General features: G+C 63.5%; 14 protein-coding genes. 12 read left to right on the top strand and 2 right to left on the bottom strand.

Annotation, left to right across the window (positions count from 1 at the left end; genetic code table 11):
* Window positions 1-56 precede the first annotated feature (56 nt).
* From GH665_RS02340 to lnt, 7 genes are all read left to right on the top strand, one after another.
* The gene (locus tag GH665_RS02340) at window positions 57-1,040 is read left to right on the top strand and encodes a LysR family transcriptional regulator (protein WP_153134507.1); all 984 of its coding nucleotides are present in this window, start codon (window positions 57-59) and stop codon (window positions 1,038-1,040) included.
* Window positions 1,041-1,240: 200 nt separating this feature from the next.
* Window positions 1,241-2,614: a tRNA (N6-isopentenyl adenosine(37)-C2)-methylthiotransferase MiaB gene (gene miaB, locus GH665_RS02335; protein ID WP_153134506.1), complete on the top strand. Its 1,374-nt coding sequence runs from the start codon at window positions 1,241-1,243 to the stop codon at window positions 2,612-2,614.
* Window positions 2,615-2,661: 47 nt separating this feature from the next.
* A complete protein-coding gene (locus GH665_RS02330; protein ID WP_153134505.1) occupies window positions 2,662-3,741 on the top strand; it encodes a PhoH family protein in 1,080 nt (359 codons plus the stop codon).
* Window positions 3,742-3,820: 79 nt separating this feature from the next.
* The gene (ybeY, locus tag GH665_RS02325) at window positions 3,821-4,282 is read left to right on the top strand and encodes an rRNA maturation RNase YbeY (RefSeq protein WP_028196369.1); all 462 of its coding nucleotides are present in this window, start codon (window positions 3,821-3,823) and stop codon (window positions 4,280-4,282) included.
* Window positions 4,283-4,309: 27 nt separating this feature from the next.
* Complete coding sequence (locus GH665_RS02320) at window positions 4,310-4,990, top strand: gamma-glutamylcyclotransferase (protein WP_153134504.1); 681 nt, start codon at window positions 4,310-4,312, stop codon at window positions 4,988-4,990.
* 220 nt (window positions 4,991-5,210) lie between these two features.
* Window positions 5,211-6,104 (top strand): CorC family transporter, encoded by an 894-nt coding sequence (locus tag GH665_RS02315; RefSeq protein WP_028196370.1) that lies wholly within the window; start codon window positions 5,211-5,213, stop codon window positions 6,102-6,104.
* An 82-nt stretch (window positions 6,105-6,186) separates the two neighbouring features.
* Entirely contained in the window at window positions 6,187-7,905 is a 1,719-nt protein-coding gene (lnt, locus tag GH665_RS02310) for an apolipoprotein N-acyltransferase (protein ID WP_153134503.1), read from the top strand.
* A 46-nt stretch (window positions 7,906-7,951) separates the two neighbouring features.
* Here the strand turns inward: lnt and loiP are convergent, their stop codons facing one another.
* Window positions 7,952-8,710 carry a metalloprotease LoiP gene (gene loiP, locus GH665_RS02305; RefSeq protein ID WP_153134502.1) on the bottom strand — a complete coding sequence of 253 codons (759 nt, stop codon included), beginning with the start codon at window positions 8,708-8,710 and terminating at the stop codon, window positions 7,952-7,954.
* A gap of 293 nt (window positions 8,711-9,003) precedes the next feature.
* On the bottom strand, window positions 9,004-9,618 hold the full coding sequence (locus GH665_RS02300; protein WP_028196372.1) for a glutathione S-transferase C-terminal domain-containing protein: 615 nt from the start codon (window positions 9,616-9,618) through the stop codon (window positions 9,004-9,006).
* A gap of 234 nt (window positions 9,619-9,852) precedes the next feature.
* Here GH665_RS02300 and GH665_RS02295 point away from each other — a divergent pair, with 234 nt between their 5' ends.
* The 5 genes from GH665_RS02295 to purH all read left to right on the top strand — a co-directional run bounded on the left by GH665_RS02295 (window position 9,853) and on the right by purH (window position 15,695).
* Complete coding sequence (locus tag GH665_RS02295; RefSeq protein WP_153134501.1) at window positions 9,853-11,259, top strand: aminopeptidase P N-terminal domain-containing protein; 1,407 nt, start codon at window positions 9,853-9,855, stop codon at window positions 11,257-11,259.
* A gap of 31 nt (window positions 11,260-11,290) precedes the next feature.
* On the top strand, window positions 11,291-12,526 hold the full coding sequence (locus GH665_RS02290; RefSeq protein ID WP_153134500.1) for a UbiH/UbiF/VisC/COQ6 family ubiquinone biosynthesis hydroxylase: 1,236 nt from the start codon (window positions 11,291-11,293) through the stop codon (window positions 12,524-12,526).
* Between the two features lie 250 nt (window positions 12,527-12,776).
* Complete coding sequence (gene dusB / locus GH665_RS02285; protein WP_153134499.1) at window positions 12,777-13,844, top strand: tRNA dihydrouridine synthase DusB; 1,068 nt, start codon at window positions 12,777-12,779, stop codon at window positions 13,842-13,844.
* The gene (locus GH665_RS02280; protein WP_007180440.1) at window positions 13,841-14,074 is read left to right on the top strand and encodes a Fis family transcriptional regulator; all 234 of its coding nucleotides are present in this window, start codon (window positions 13,841-13,843) and stop codon (window positions 14,072-14,074) included. The genes dusB and GH665_RS02280 overlap by 4 nt, the downstream gene beginning before the upstream one ends.
* A 55-nt stretch (window positions 14,075-14,129) precedes the next feature.
* Window positions 14,130-15,695, top strand: a complete 1,566-nt coding sequence (gene purH, locus GH665_RS02275) for a bifunctional phosphoribosylaminoimidazolecarboxamide formyltransferase/IMP cyclohydrolase (protein ID WP_153134498.1) — start codon at window positions 14,130-14,132, stop codon at window positions 15,693-15,695.
* Window positions 15,696-15,743 lie beyond the last annotated feature (48 nt).

Below are 15,743 nucleotides of genomic sequence, written 5' to 3'. Positions count from 1 at the left end.
AATTTGATAATTGGCGTAGCATTTGAAGCATTTTCAAATTCTGTTGAAAGATCGTAATGGATAGCCTCGGTGACATCCGCCTGTTCGTCGAAGCGGCACAGCAAGGCAGCCTCTCGGCCGCGGGCCGCAAGATGGGCCTGACTCCGGCCGCCGCCAGCGCGCGGCTGGCCAAGCTCGAAGCCGGCCTGAAAGCCCGTCTGTTTGAGCGCACCACCCGCCAGCTCAGGCTGACAGACGAAGGGCGCCTGTATCTGAACTGCTGCCGCCAGGCGCTGCAATCGCTCGACGACGCCGAGGCCGCACTGCAAGCCGGCCAGGGCGTGGTGCGCGGCAAGGTCCGGGTCTCGGCAACCTCGGACTTCGGCCGCAATCTGCTGATGCACTGGCTCGACGAGTTCAACGCGCTCTACCCGGAAGTCACGTTCGCGCTGACGCTGTCGGATTCGCTATCGAATCTGGTGCAGGAAGACATCGATCTGGCGATCCGCTTCGGCGTGCCGCAGGACAGCTCGCTGGTCGCCCGCAAGCTGGCGCCGAACCGGCGGGTGCTGTGCGCGTCGCCTGACTACATCGCGCGCAAGGGCGAGCCGAAAGATCCGCACGATCTGGCGAATTTCGATTGCATCGTTCTTGGCACCGCTTCAGGACCCGTCAACGAATGGCGCTTCACGCGCGGCGATGAAGTGCAGAACTACACCGTGCCGTTCGAGACCTCCCGGGAAACCAACGACGGCGCCGTGGCCCGCGAATGGGCCCGGCGCGGCTACGGGATCGTCATCAAGTCGATGTGGGACGTGGAAGCGGACTTACGGGGCGACTGCCTGAAAATCCTGCTACCCGAATGGCGCTATCCGGACGCGCCGTTGCACGCGCTCTACCACCGCAACCGGTTCATGGCGCCGCGCGTGCGCGTGTTGCTGGATTTCCTGAGCGAGCGCTTCGCGCAGGTATCGGACGAACTGGAAGCCCTGCTGGGCTTGCCGCCGGAGCAGTCGCGGGCAACCGCCGCGGCAGAAAGCGCAGCCGATGAAGGGCTATAATGTTGAGCTACGTTGCGAACGTGTCGAATGTGTCGAATGGGTCACGAACGTGGACCGGAATTGACCCTCGCAGGTCCCAGGCCGGCTCGAGCGGACTCAAACACCATCCCGCGGGCCGCCCGCACGCTACCCGCACGTTCGCCCCCTCTACACCTTTTAAACGACGCCCCCAGGTTAACCACTGCGACCGGCGAAAATCGATGATCAAGAAAGTTTATGTAAAAACCTTTGGCTGCCAGATGAATGAGTACGACTCCGACAAGATGGTCGACGTACTCGGCGCGGCTGAAGGACTCGTCAAGACCGACACGCCGGAAGACGCGGACGTCATTCTGTTCAACACGTGCTCGGTGCGCGAAAAAGCGCAGGAAAAAGTTTTCTCCGATCTCGGCCGCGTGCGCGAGCTGAAGGAAGCGAATCCGAATCTGATCATCGGCGTGGGCGGCTGCGTGGCGAGCCAGGAAGGCGCGTCGATCGTGTCGCGCGCGCCCTATGTCGATCTGGTGTTCGGTCCGCAAACGCTGCACCGTCTGCCGCAAATGATCGACAAACGCCGCGCAAGCGGCCGCGCGCAGGTCGACATCTCGTTCCCGGAAATCGAAAAGTTCGATCACCTGCCGCCCGCGCGCGTCGACGGTCCGAGCGCGTTCGTGTCGATCATGGAAGGTTGCAGCAAGTACTGCAGCTACTGCGTCGTGCCTTATACGCGTGGCGAAGAAGTGTCGCGCCCACTGGACGACGTGCTGACCGAAATCGCCGGTCTCGCCGACCAGGGTGTGCATGAAGTCACGCTGCTCGGCCAGAACGTGAATGCATACCGTGCGGGCATCACGCTTGGTTCGACCGAAATCGCCGACTTCGCCCAGTTGATCGAATACGTCGCCGATATCCCGGGCATCGAACGGATTCGCTATACCACGTCGCACCCGAAGGAATTCACGCAGCGCCTGATCGACACCTACGCCAAGGTGCCGAAGCTCGTCAGCCATCTGCATCTGCCGGTGCAGCACGGCTCCGACCGCATTCTGATGGCAATGAAGCGCGGCTATACGGTGCTCGAATACAAGTCGGTGATCCGCAAGCTGCGCGCGATCCGCCCGGACCTGTCCTTGTCGACCGACATGATCGTCGGCTTCCCCGGCGAGACCGAGGAAGACTTCGACAAGATGATGGCGCTGATCCACGAAATGAAATACGACACGAGCTTCTCGTTCATCTACAGCCCGCGTCCCGGCACGCCCGCCGCGAATCTGCACGACGACACGCCGCGTGAAGTGAAACTCAAACGTCTGCAACATCTGCAGGCTACGATCGAAGAAAACGTGCAACGCATCAGCGATTCGATGGTTGGCAAAGTCGAGCGGATTCTGGTCGAACGCCCGGCACGCAAGGACCCGAACGAACTCGCAGGCCGCACGGAAAACAATCGCGTGGTGAATTTCCCCGCACCGGTCGCCTCGCACGCGCGGCTGATCGGCCAGATGGTGGACGTGAAAATCGTCCATGCGTACCCACATTCGTTACGCGGCGAACTCGTGCTGGTGCACGACGACGCACCCGCGACCACTCACTGAGCGACGCCCGCCCGGCGTCACGAACCCGACAGGATCGATCCACCGCCTTGAAGACCACTCAGCAGCATCTGGAATTCACCGCACCGCGCGACGACAACGCGCGGCTCGCCAACCTCTGCGGACCGCTCGACGAAAATCTGCGGCAGATCGAGCAGGCGCTCGACGTGACGCTGCAACGCCGTGGCCACCGCATCACGATTCGCGGGCGCGGCGCGAAACTCGCGCTCACCGCGCTCGAAAACTTCTACAACAACGCGCGCGAGCCGCTGTCGGTCGACGACATCCAGCTCGCGCTCGTCGAAGTGCGCCACCCGGCGCGCCATCGCGCGAACGGCAACGGCCAGGGCCAGGGCGCGGAAACGATCGACTCGCGTTTCCCCGGCAACCCGGATCATCCGTTCGACCAACCCGCCGACACCGGCGAAGACGACCTCGAAGAACTCGGCCCGAAGCTGTACACGCGGCGCGCCGACCTGCGCGGCCGCACGCCGGCGCAACGCGAGTATTTGAAGCAGATCATTTCGCACGACGTGACGTTCGGCGTCGGCCCGGCCGGTACGGGCAAGACGTATCTCGCGGTGGCTTGCGCGGTGGACGCGCTGGAGCGCGATCAGGTCAAACGCATCGTGCTGACGCGTCCGGCCGTCGAAGCGGGCGAGCGTCTCGGCTTCCTGCCGGGCGATCTGGCGCAGAAGGTCGATCCGTATCTGCGTCCGCTGTACGACGCGCTGTACGACCTGCTCGGCTTCGATAAAACCGCCAAGATGTTCGAGCGGCAGATGATCGAAATTGCGCCGCTCGCCTATATGCGCGGCCGCACGCTGAATCACGCGTTCATCATCCTCGACGAGGCGCAGAACACCACGCCCGAACAGATGAAGATGTTCCTCACGCGGATCGGCTTCGGCTCGAAGGCCGTGGTGACAGGCGACACGACTCAGGTCGACTTGCCGCGCGGCGCGAAGAGTGGGCTGATCGAAGCGCAGCAGGTGCTGTCGGACGTGCGCGGCATTGCGCTCACGCGTTTCACGAGCGCCGACGTGGTGCGGCATCCGCTGGTCGCGCGAATTGTGGAGGCGTACGATGCGCATTCGCAGAAAACCGCCGGTCCGGCGGATTCACGCTAATTTGCGCTGATTTGCATCAAAATTCACTCGATATGTCGCAGCAACCCAAGCAACAAGAGCAACAAGTCGTCAAAACCGCATGAGCCGCGCACCGAAACTGACGTTGAATCTGCAATTCCCCGCCGCCAAGGCCTGGCCGGAACACAAGGCGCTGCTGCCGCGCGCCACCGTGGCCGGCTGGATCAAGGCGGCGCTGTTCGCGGACGGCGAGCTGACCGTGCGTTTCGTCGACGCCGAAGAAGGCCGCACGCTTAACCGCACCTATCGCGGCAAAGACTATTCGACCAACGTGCTGACGTTCGCCTACGCTGAATCGGAAGACGATCCGGTAACCGGCGACCTGATCCTGTGCTGCCCCGTGGTGGAGAAAGAAGCCACCGAACAGGGCAAACCGCTGCTTGCGCACTACGCGCATCTGCTGGTGCACGGCACCCTCCATGCGCAAGGTTACGACCACGAGGTCGAGGAAGAGGCCGAGGAAATGGAAGCGATCGAGACTGAAATCCTCGGCAAGCTCGGTTTCCCGGATCCTTATCAATAGTCTTTGCCATCACCGTTAAAAACTACCGTGAGCACGTCCTCTCCTGAAGCCGATCTTCGCAACACGCCCTGCCCGGACTATCCGCCCGCGCTAGGCGAATCGCGGCTGTTGACGGACGAGGAATTGCGCGCGTCGCTCGAATGCACGTTGCGCGATTGGGACCGCAAGAGCGATCTGTGGCTGTTCGGCTATGGGTCGCTGATCTGGAATCCCGGTTTGCCCACCGCCGAAGCCGCTCGTTCGAGAGTGCACGGCTATCACCGCGGACTGTATCTGTGGTCGCGCGTGAATCGCGGCACGCCCGAACAGCCGGGCCTCGTGCTCGCGCTCGACCGCGGCGGCTCGTGCTCCGGCATCGCCTTCCGCCTCGCCGCCGAGGGCGCGATGCCGCATCTGGAGGCCTTGTGGCGCCGCGAAATGCCGATGGGGTCGTACCGCCCGGCGTGGCTGCCCTGCGTGCTCGCCGACGGCCGGCGCGTCGATGCGCTCGCGTTCGTGATGCGCCGCGATGTGCCGACCTACACCGGCAAGCTGCGCGACGAGGTCGTCAAAGCCGTGTTCGGCTGCGCGAGCGGCCGTTACGGCACCACACTCGACTATGTCAGCCGCACCGTCCACGCACTGCGCGAAAGCGGCATGCCCGACCGCGCGCTCGAAGCGTTGCTTGAGCGCTGCCGTGAAGAAGGCCGCGAGGCCGGGCAGGCGTAAAGCGGACGCGAAGTAAGCGCGGGTAACCACGCTTTTTTGCTCGAAAACGCTTTTTCTCCCGTAATCAGTTAGGATTGACCCACGCCTTTGCCGCGCGCGGCTGGAGGCTTTCATTACAGCTTCACTCATCGCCCAGCCAGGCGGGACACGGTCCTGCCATGTGCCTGGTGTATCCTTAATGCTCTGCAACAGCGCGCCCAGTCTCGCCGGGCGCACTACCATGAACGACACGTATCCCAGTCGACGCCAAACCGACAAAACGCAAGAAAAACGCTCACTCCTCGAGCGTCTGACCGACTTCATCTCGCCTGAGCCCGACTCGCGCGCGGAGCTCCTGGAAATTCTCCAGGACGCCCACGAGCGCAACCTGATCGACGCCGACTCGCTGTCGATGATCGAGGGCGTGTTCCAGGTGTCCGAACTCAGCGCCCGCGACATCATGGTGCCGCGCGCACAAATGGACGCGATCAACATCGCGGACAATCCCGCCGAATTCATCCCCTACGTGCTGGAAAAAGCGCACTCGCGCTATCCGGTCTACGAGGGCAATCGCGACAACATCATCGGCGTGCTGCTCGCGAAAGACCTGCTGCGCTATTACGCTGAAGAAGAATTCGACGTGCGCGGCATGCTGCGCCCCGCTGTTTTCATCCCGGAGTCGAAGCGCCTGAACGTGCTGCTGCACGACTTTCGCGTGAACCGCAATCACCTCGCGGTGGTGGTCGACGAATACGGCGGCGTGGCCGGCCTGATCACGATCGAAGACGTGCTGGAGCAGATCGTCGGCGATATCGAAGACGAATACGATTTCGACGAGGAAAGCGGCAACATCATTGCCTCGCCGGACGGCCGTTTCCGCGTGCGCGCGCTCACCGAAATCGAGCAGTTCAACGAGGCGTTCGGCACGCATTACTCAGACGACGAAGTCGATACGATCGGCGGTCTCGTCACGCATCATTTCGGACGGGTGCCGCATCGCGGCGAGAAAGTCCGGCTCGACGATCTGATCTTCGAGATTCTGCGCGGCGATGCCCGCCAGATTCACATGCTGCTGGTGCGCCGCGACCCGCTCGCCGGCCAGCGTGAGCGCGAAGCCCAGCACGTGCAGACCTGATCCGCTTTTGAGTCGTTTCTGATCCGCTTCTGAGTCGCTTTCTCTCTTTGCTTCCTCAACTCCTCACGCCGACCGCGCAACAATGGCCGACCCGATTACATCCCGTTCGCGCCGCGGCGTGAGTGCTCCTGCCGCCCCCGCCACCCGGGAAACCCGCGGCCGCGCACTGCCCCGCTGGCACTACCTCGTCGCGTTGGCCGCCGGTGCGGCCAATACGCTGTCGTTCGCCCCGACGCCGCACGGCGGCTGGCTCGAACTCGTGATCTTCGTGTTTTTCTTTGCGTGGCTGACACGGACCACCAGCTGGAAAAGCGCCGCGCTGACAGGCGGCGCTTTCGGCTTCGGCAACTACGTCACCGGTGTGTGGTGGCTGTATGTCAGCATGCACGACTACGGCGGCATGGCCGCACCGCTCGCAGGCGCGGCGGTCGCGCTGTTCTCGCTGTATCTGGCCGTGTACCCGGCTCTGGCTGCGGGCATCTGGTCGTTCTGCGCCGGCCACGCACGCAGTAACGCGTCCGGTGCCGAACAGCCGTTCTCGCCGACCTGGCACGGCGCGCTGGCGTTTGCGAGCGCGTGGGCGATCGGCGAATGGTTGCGCGGCACGGTGTTCACCGGCTTTCCCTGGCTCGCGAGCGGTTACGCGCAGGTAGACGGCCCGTTCGCCGGGTTTGCGCCCGTGGCGGGTGTGTACGGCGTCGGCTGGATGCTGGCGCTGGTAGCGGCGTTGATCGTGCAGGCGCTGTTGCCGCTGCTGGCCTCGCGCGGGCAAGCCAAGGCTGACGACAGCGGAAGCGCCGGCAATACGGCAAAGCCTGGTGTCGCACGCGTCGCGGTACCGGCGGCCATCGCGCTTGCGCTGATCGCGGCCGGCCTCCTCCTGCCACTCGTGCAATGGACCCTGCCGGCCAACGCGCCGCTAACGGTGCGCCTGCTCCAGGGCAACATCAAGCAGGAAATGAAGTTCGAAGAATCCGGCATGCGCGCCGCGATCGACCAGTATCAGCAGATGATCACGTCGAAGCCGGCCGACCTGGTCGTCACACCGGAAACCGCCATTCCGGTGCTCGCGCAGCAATTGCCGCCGCAGTTCGCGTCGGCGGTGCGCAACTTCTCCGATACCACCGGCACCGCGATCGTGTTCGGCGCAATCGGCGGCACTATCACGCCGGAAGGTCAGGTAATCGACTATACGAACAGCCTGTTCGGCGTCACGCCGGGCACGCGCGACGTGTATCGCTACGACAAACACCACCTCGTGCCGTTCGGCGAATTCGTGCCATGGGGCTTCCGCTGGTTCGTGAACCTGATGCGCATTCCGCTTGGTGATTTCGCACGCGGCGCACCGGTGCAAAAACCATTCATCGTGCACAACCAGCCGGTCGCCGTCGACATCTGCTACGAGGATATTTTCGGCGAGGAAATCGCGCGGAGCATTCGCGAGAGCGCTACGCCGGCCGGCGTGCTGGTCAACTCGACCAATCTTGCCTGGTTCGGCGACACCATCGCACTGGATCAGCACCTGCAGATTGCACGCATGCGCTCGCTGGAAACCGGCCGGCCGATGCTGCGCGCCACCAACACCGGCATGACCGCCGCGATCGATGCCAACGGCCGGGTGATCGGGCGTCTGACGCCGTACACGATCGGCTCGCTCGACGTGACGGTACAAGGAACCTCGGGCAGCACGCCCTATGTGACGAGCGGCAACAATACCGTGCTGGCGATTTCGTTACTGCTGCTGGCGTTCGGTTTAGCGTTCGGTCCGGCGATTACACGGCGGCAAAACGGCAAAAAATAAAGCGCGCTCCGGAAAACCGCGAGCGCGCTTTATCAAGAATCAGGTCTTACTGATTCGATGCGATCCGCTGCTGAATATGCTGCGCACGGGCAGGCGATGACGGATGCGAACTCAGCATACTCGACTTGCCGCCGTCCAGTTGCGAGAGCTTGTTGAATGCCGTCACCAATCCCGACGGATCGAGATTCTTCTTTTTCTGCAAATCGAATGAATAATCGTCGGCGGCGCTTTCCTGGGTTTGCGAGAACTGCGCGTTAATCAGCTTCTCCGAAAAGTCACCAAGCTGCGAACTGGACAACGCCCCCGCCACGCCACCTGCCGATGAAGCGACCGAGCGCGCCGCCGAGGCCGCATACGCGACCTGCATCGCCTTCTTCGTATGGCCGAGCGCAACGTGGCCCATTTCGTGGCCGACCACACCGCGCACTTCGTTGTCGTTCATCATGTCCATCAGGCCGCTGTAGACACGCACGCAGCCGTTGGCCATCGCCCATGCATTGACGTCCTTGGTCACGTACACCTTGTAGTTCACCGGCACGCCGTTGATGTTGTTGCCCAGTTGCGCGGCGATCTTGTTCAGGCGTTTCTGATACTTGCTGTTCGCGGCGGCAATCTGGTTTTCGCTATCCAGTTGCGCGCACGACTTGTCGGTCAGCGCGCGCACGTCGGCGTCGCTGAGTGTGGCGGCCTGAGCGGCCTGCTGGCCGGACTGGATCAGCGCAGTCGGATTAACGTCGCTGACGCTCGAGCACGCAGCAAACAGCCCACAGGCAGAAGCGGCAATAACAAAGCGGTACGGGTTCATGTGGAAGTCTCTTTTGCGGACGTTATTAATATCGGCGGCGCGTTGTAATGCACCGCCCATTCACAATGGCCGCATATCACGGGGAAAAGCCCCCGCGTATGTCGATTGAATAAACCATTGCACCACGCGGCAGACAAAAAAATGCGCCTGACGGGCAGGCGCATTTTTACCACAAACGTAAGCTTATATTCATACTTATGAAAGCATGGATAACCTCATTTTGCAATTTAACGAGGATGGCGGGCGGGGCGATTCCAGACAACCTCACCGCCACGCGGCAACGAGTACCTCACTCAATCCGCCGGCACCGTATCAATGAATGACTGGCGCAACGACAGCTTCTGGAAATGCTTATCCAGATTCGGATACCCTTCGCGCCAGTTCAACTCAGGCATGCGGAAATCGAGGTAGCCCAGCGCGCAGCCCACCGCGATGTCCGCCAGCGTGTAGTGATTGCCCGTGCACCAGGGTTTGCTGCCGAGGCCCTGCGACATCGCGATCAGGCCTTCGTCGATCTTGCGTTGCTGCCGCGCGACCCACGCTTCCACGCGCTGCTCGGGCGTGCGCTGCGTGCCTTCGAGACGAATCAGCACCGCCGCGTCCAGGATGCCGTCGGCGAGCGCCTCCCAGCACCGCACCTCGACGCGCTCGCGACCCGACGGCGGAATCAGCTTGCCGACCGGCGACAGCGTATCCACGTATTCGCAGATCACCCGCGAGTCGAACACTGCTTCGCCGTCTTCCATCACAAGGCACGGCACTTTGCCGAGCGGATTGAAGGTGTGAATCGTGGTCTCCGGCGCCCAGACGTTCTCGGGCACGAGTTCGTAGTCGATCTTCTTGTCGGCCAGAACGATCCGCGCTTTACGCACGAACGGGCTGGCGAGCGAACCGATGAGTTTCATCATGACCATCTGCCTTTTCTTGAATTCGGCGAAAGTATAAGTGGTCGGCGGCCTTCCCGAACACGGCGGGGCCGCTTCGCAAGCCGCATGGATGCTCGCTGTGGATGGATTGCAACATTGCCGCAGCGCCCGCACGCCGTCTACCCGGCCGAATGGCCAATGCGGCCGGGACAACCACCTTCTCCCCGTCAGTATCCGCGCAAAATAAGTCTGCGCATTGGGCGCTACAATCGCGACATGAACCAGCCGACCGAACCCACCATCGCCGTTGACGTCTACCGCACGCGCCGCGAGCGCGTACTCGCCGCGTTGCGCGCAGCGGGCGGGGGCGTCGCCATCGTCCCCACCGCGCCGGAAAAGCTGCGCAACCGGGACGCCGACTACCCCTACCGGCACGATAGCTACTTTTACTATCTGACGGGTTTCACCGAACCCGAGGCTTGGCTGGTGCTCGATGCGAGCGCGGCGCCCGGCGAGCCGGCTTCGATCCTGTTCTGCCGCGACAAGAATGTCGAGCGCGAGACGTGGGAAGGCTTCCGTTTCGGACCGGACGGCGCGCGCGAGGCGTTCGGCTTCGACGCCGCCTTCGCCGTGGGCGAACTCGATACGCGGCTGCCGCCGATTCTTGCCGACAAGCCGGCGCTGCACTACGCGCTTGGCACGTCGGCGGAACTGGACGAACAGGTACGTGGCTGGCTCGATACCGTGCGCGCGCAGGGCCGCAGCGGCGTCGCCCCGCCCGCCGTCGCGCGAGACCTGATCCCCTTGCTCGACGACATGCGGCTCGTCAAGGATCATCACGAACTCGCCATCATGCGCCGCGCCGGACAGATTTCAGCGCAGGCGCATCGCCGTGCCATGGCCGCCTGCCACCCCGGCGTGCGCGAGTACGAACTCGAAGCCGAACTGCTCTACACGTTCCGCAAGTTCGGCGCGCAGGCGCCGGCATACACCTCGATCGTCGCGGCGGGCGCCAACGCTTGCGTGCTGCACTACCCGGCCGGCAACGCGATTGCCCGGGACGGCGACCTGATCCTTATCGACGCCGCCTGCGAACTCGACGGCTATGCGTCCGACATCACGCGTACCTTCCCGGCGAGCGGCCGCTTTACGCCGGCGCAGCGCGAGCTGTACGACATCGTGCTGGCCGCGCAGCAGGCTGCCGTCGACGCCACACGCGTCGGCGCCACGTTCGACGATCCGCACCAGGCTGCTGTGCGCGTGCTGTCGCAAGGCTTGCTCGATACCGGCATCCTCGATCGAACCAGATTCGCCTCGGTCGACGAGGTGATCGCCGAGCGCGCCTACTCGCCGTTCTATATGCACCGCACCGGCCACTGGCTCGGCATGGACGTGCACGACGTCGGCGACTACCGCGAACGCGGCGCGCCGCGCGACGAGGCAGGCGCACTGCCGTGGCGCACGCTGCAGGCAGGGATGACACTGACCATCGAGCCCGGCTTGTACATTCGTCCGGCCGAAGGCGTGCCCGAGCGCTACTGGAACATCGGTATCCGCATCGAAGACGACGCGATCGTCACACCGGCCGGCTGCGAGTTGATCACGCGCGACGTGCCGGCGGCCGCCGACGAGATCGAAGCGTTGATGCAGGAAGCCCGCGCGGCCCAGCCAACTCGGCAGTAATTCAGGAAGTAAGCGAAGGAAGCAACCCGCAATGAACGACGTTTCCCAGTCGACGGTGATTCTGAAACCCGCCGCGGCCGACCGCGCCTTCGATTTTGACGTGACGATCGTCGGCGCCGGACCGGTCGGGCTCGCGCTGGCCGGCTGGCTGGCACGCCGCAGCGCGACTCAGGCGCTGAAAATCGCGTTGATCGACGCACGCGAGCCGGAAGATTCGATTGCCGATCCACGCGCGATCGCCGTCTCGCAGGGTAGCCGGATGATTCTCGAGCCGCTGCGCTGGCCTGCCGATGCCACCGCGATCCACCGCATCCACGTATCGCAGCGCGGCCATTTCGGCCGCACCTTGATCGACCACAGCGAGCACGGCTTGCCGGCGCTCGGCTACGTGCTGCGTTATGGCGCGATCGTGCACGGTCTCGCCGAAGCGGTTCACGCGAGCGCGGTGCACTGGTTCCGCTCCACCGCCGCCTCGGCGCCGACTCAGGAACTCGACGGCGTCACGCTGCCGATCGAAACTGCGGGTGTCACACGCAATCTGCGCACGCGGATTCTGGTGAATGCCGAGGGCGGCCTGTTCGGCGACCAGAAAACCGCCGGGCGCGCGGGCAACAGCGCCGGCGGCGGTACACGCGATTACGGACAAACCGCGCTGCTCGGCACGGTCACGGTGTCGGCGCCGCAACCGCATGTGGCGTGGGAGCGTTTCACGTCGCAAGGACCCATCGCGCTGCTGCCAATGGGCGGCGTGCGTGGCGCGGATTACGCCCTGGTGTGGTGCTGCGCCCCCGACGAAGCCGCGCGGCGCGCCCAGCTCCCGGACGCCGAATTCCTGCGCGAACTCGGCGCCGCCTTCGGCAGCCGCATGGGTAGCTTTACGCAAATCAAGGGGCGCGCGTCGTTTCCGCTGGGGTTGAACGCCGCCGACACGCTCGTGAAGGGTCATGTCGTCGCCATCGGCAATGCGGCGCAGACGCTGCATCCGGTGGCGGGTCAGGGTCTCAATCTCGGTCTGCGTGACGCGCACGCACTCGCCGACGCCCTGTCGGCGGAAGGCCCCACGCCGCTCGCTCTCGCCACGTTCGCACAACGCCGCGCGCTCGACCGGCGCCTGACAATCGGCGCGACCGACACGCTCGCCCGCCTTTTCACCGTCGACTTCCCACCGCTCGCCGCCTTGCGCGGTCTCGCCCTCACCGCGCTCGAATTCGTGCCGCCGGTGAAAACCGCGCTGGCCCGGCAAATGATGTTCGGCCAACGCCGCTGAGCGCACTCCCCGCTCGCGGCCCACGGCCGCTGCAGCCTTTTTAGGCAGCGTCCACGGCGCCGCGCGAGCGGTGTCGATTCTATGAACCGGACCACTTTCATAGAAGATTTAACAAGTTACGACGGATTCAAGTCGGGTGCCGGCTATCCGTTAACGCTAAAATAGCGGTTTTCCCTCGCATTTCGCGAACGCTCCGATTGACAGAATCTGAAAAGAAACTGAAGCAATCGGTCGCAGGCGCGTCCAAGTCATGCCCACTCTCGGCTCCCACAATCTGCGTAATAACCTGTTCGTCGCCCCCATGGCCGGCGTGACCGACCGTCCGTTCCGGCAATTGTGCAAACGGCTGGGCGCAGGCTATGCGGTGTCGGAAATGGTCGCCTCGAATGCGCAGTTGTGGAAAAGCGAAAAGACCATGCGCCGTGCCAATCACACGGGCGAGGTCGAACCGATTGCCGTGCAGATCGCCGGCGCCGATCCGGCCATGATGGCTGAAGCCGCGCGCTACAACGTAGCGAACGGCGCGCAGATCATCGACATCAACATGGGCTGCCCGGCCAAGAAGGTGTGTAACGTGGCCGCGGGTTCTGCGTTGCTGCAGAACGAACCGCTGGTGCAGCGCATCGTCGAGGCCGTGGTGGGCGCGGTGGGCGTCGGGCCCGATGCTGTGCCCGTCACGCTGAAAATCCGCACCGGCTGGGATCGCGACAATAAAAACGCTTTGACGGTCGCCCGTCTGGCCGAAGCCGCCGGCATTGCCATGCTGACCGTGCACGGCCGCACTCGCGCCGATCTGTATCACGGCGACGCCGAATACGAGACCATCGCTGCCGTCAAAGCAGCGGTACGCATTCCGGTGGTCGCCAATGGCGACATTACGTCGCCGCAAAAAGCCCGCGAGGTGCTCGCCGCCACCGGCGCCGACGCCATCATGATCGGCCGCGCCGCACAGGGGCGGCCGTGGCTGTTCCGCGAGATCGAGTATTTCCTGCAAACGGGTGAGCTGCTGCCGCCGCCGCGCATCGATGAAATCCAGCAGGTGATGAACGAACATCTCGAAGATCACTACGCGTTCTACGGCGAATTTACGGGCGTGCGCACTGCGCGTAAGCATATCGGCTGGTACACTCGCGGCCTTTCTGGCGCCAACGTGTTCCGGCACCGTATGAATACGCTGGACACCACGCGCGAACAACTCCTCGCCGTCAACGAATTCTTCGACGCCCAAAAGGCGATCTCCGACCGCCTCGTCTACGTCGACGAGACGCTCAGCAAGAACGACGGCGAGCCGGACCATACCGACCGACTAGCAGCATGAGCAAGAACAATATCGAACAATCTGTCCGCGACAGCCTGGGGATGTATTTCCAGGATCTCGACGGCTCCAATCCGCATGACGTCTACGACATGGTCATTTCATGCGTGGAAAAACCTTTGCTCGAAGTGGTGCTCGAGCAGGCCGGTGGCAATCAGTCGCTGGCCGCCGAGTATCTCGGCATCAACCGCAATACGCTGCGCAAGAAACTGCAACAGCACGGTCTGTTGTAGTTCGTTGTAGTTTCAGGCGCCCTGCCACGTTTCCCTTCGGCTTTTCGTCTTCATCATGATCAAGCAAGCGCTCATCTCCGTTTCCGACAAGTCCGGCATCGTCGACTTCGCCAAGTCGCTGTCGGACCTCGGCGTCAAGATCCTGTCGACCGGCGGCACCGCGAAACTGCTCGCGGACGCGGGCCTCTCCGTCACCGAGGTCGCCGACTACACGGGCTTCCCGGAAATGCTGGACGGGCGCGTGAAAACGCTGCATCCGAAGGTGCACGGCGGCATTCTGGCGCGCCGCGACCTGCCGGAACACATGGCAGCGCTTGAAAAGCACGACATCCCGACGATCGACCTGCTGGTCGTGAATCTGTATCCGTTCGTGCAGACCGTGTCGAAAGAAGAGTGCTCGCTGGAAGACGCGATCGAGAACATCGACATCGGCGGCCCGACCATGCTTCGCTCGGCCGCGAAGAATCATCGCGACGTGACCGTGGTGGTCGATCCGGCGGATTACGCGGTCGTGCTCGACGAAATGCGCGCGAACAGCAACGCCGTTTCGTACAAGACGAACTTCCGCCTCGCCACCAAAGTGTTCGCGCACACCGCGCAGTACGACGGCGCGATCACGAACTACCTGACGAGCCTGACCGACGAACTGCAACACTCGTCGCGCAACACGTATCCGGCAACCTTCAATCTGGCGTTCAGCAAGGTGCAGGACCTGCGCTACGGCGAAAACCCGCACCAGAGCGCCGCGTTCTACCGCGACCTGGCGGTGCAGCCGGGCGCGCTGGCGAACTACAACCAGTTGCAAGGCAAGGAACTGTCGTACAACAACATCGCCGATTCCGATGCAGCGTGGGAATGCGTGAAGACGTTCGACGTGCCGGCCTGCGTGATCGTCAAGCACGCGAATCCGTGCGGCGTGGCAGTCGGCGCGGACGCGAACGAAGCGTATGCAAAGGCGTTCCAGACCGATCCGACCTCGGCGTTCGGCGGCATCATCGCGTTCAACCGTGAAGTCGACGAAACGACCGCCCAGGCAGTGGCCAAACAGTTCGTCGAAGTGCTGATCGCCCCGTCGTTCAGCGCGGCGGCCCGCCAGGTGTTCGCGGCCAAGCAGAACGTGCGTCTCCTGGAAATCGCTTTGGGCGAAGGCCATAACGCGTTCGATCTGAAGCGCGTCGGCGGCGGCCTGCTGGTGCAATCGCTCGATTCGAAGAACGTGCAGCCGCGCGAATTGCGCGTGGTCACGAAGCGTCACCCGACGCCGAAGGAAATGGACGACCTGCTGTTCGCATGGCGCGTCGCGAAGTACGTGAAGTCGAACGCGATCGTCTTCTGCGGCAACGGCATGACGCTCGGCGTCGGCGCGGGCCAGATGAGCCGCGTGGACTCGGCGCGTATCGCCAGCATCAAGGCGCAGAACGCCGGGCTGACGCTGACGGGTTCGGCCGTGGCGTCGGACGCGTTCTTCCCGTTCCGCGACGGTCTGGATGTGGTGGTCGCAGCAGGCGCAACCTGCGTGATTCAACCGGGCGGTTCGATGCGTGACGACGAAGTGGTCGGCGCGGCGGACGAGCACAACATCGCGATGGTGTTGACCGGCGTGCGTCACTTCCGGCATTGATTTCGGCTTCGCGGGCGGCGTCTTTGTGATGCGATGCTCGCCAGCGTG

This window comes from Paraburkholderia agricolaris, from assembly GCF_009455635.1.
GTDB classification, from domain to species: Bacteria; Pseudomonadota; Gammaproteobacteria; order Burkholderiales; family Burkholderiaceae; genus Paraburkholderia; species Paraburkholderia agricolaris.
The sequence above is the reverse complement of the archived record's forward strand: the minus strand, read 5'-3'. Positions and strand labels throughout refer to the sequence as shown.

Coding starts and splice junctions, on each gene's coding strand:
- GH665_RS02340 (WP_153134507.1), top strand. CDS start 57: ATGGATAGCCTCGGTGACATCCGCCTGTTCGTCGAAGCGGCACAGCAA.
- miaB (WP_153134506.1), top strand. CDS start 1,241: ATGATCAAGAAAGTTTATGTAAAAACCTTTGGCTGCCAGATGAATGAG.
- ybeY (WP_028196369.1), top strand. CDS start 3,821: ATGAGCCGCGCACCGAAACTGACGTTGAATCTGCAATTCCCCGCCGCC.
- GH665_RS02315 (WP_028196370.1), top strand. CDS start 5,211: ATGAACGACACGTATCCCAGTCGACGCCAAACCGACAAAACGCAAGAA.
- lnt (WP_153134503.1), top strand. CDS start 6,187: ATGGCCGACCCGATTACATCCCGTTCGCGCCGCGGCGTGAGTGCTCCT.
- loiP (WP_153134502.1), bottom strand. CDS start 8,710: ATGAACCCGTACCGCTTTGTTATTGCCGCTTCTGCCTGTGGGCTGTTT.
- GH665_RS02300 (WP_028196372.1), bottom strand. CDS start 9,618: ATGATGAAACTCATCGGTTCGCTCGCCAGCCCGTTCGTGCGTAAAGCG.
- GH665_RS02295 (WP_153134501.1), top strand. CDS start 9,853: ATGAACCAGCCGACCGAACCCACCATCGCCGTTGACGTCTACCGCACG.
- GH665_RS02290 (WP_153134500.1), top strand. CDS start 11,291: ATGAACGACGTTTCCCAGTCGACGGTGATTCTGAAACCCGCCGCGGCC.
- dusB (WP_153134499.1), top strand. CDS start 12,777: ATGCCCACTCTCGGCTCCCACAATCTGCGTAATAACCTGTTCGTCGCC.
- GH665_RS02280 (WP_007180440.1), top strand. CDS start 13,841: ATGAGCAAGAACAATATCGAACAATCTGTCCGCGACAGCCTGGGGATG.
- purH (WP_153134498.1), top strand. CDS start 14,130: ATGATCAAGCAAGCGCTCATCTCCGTTTCCGACAAGTCCGGCATCGTC.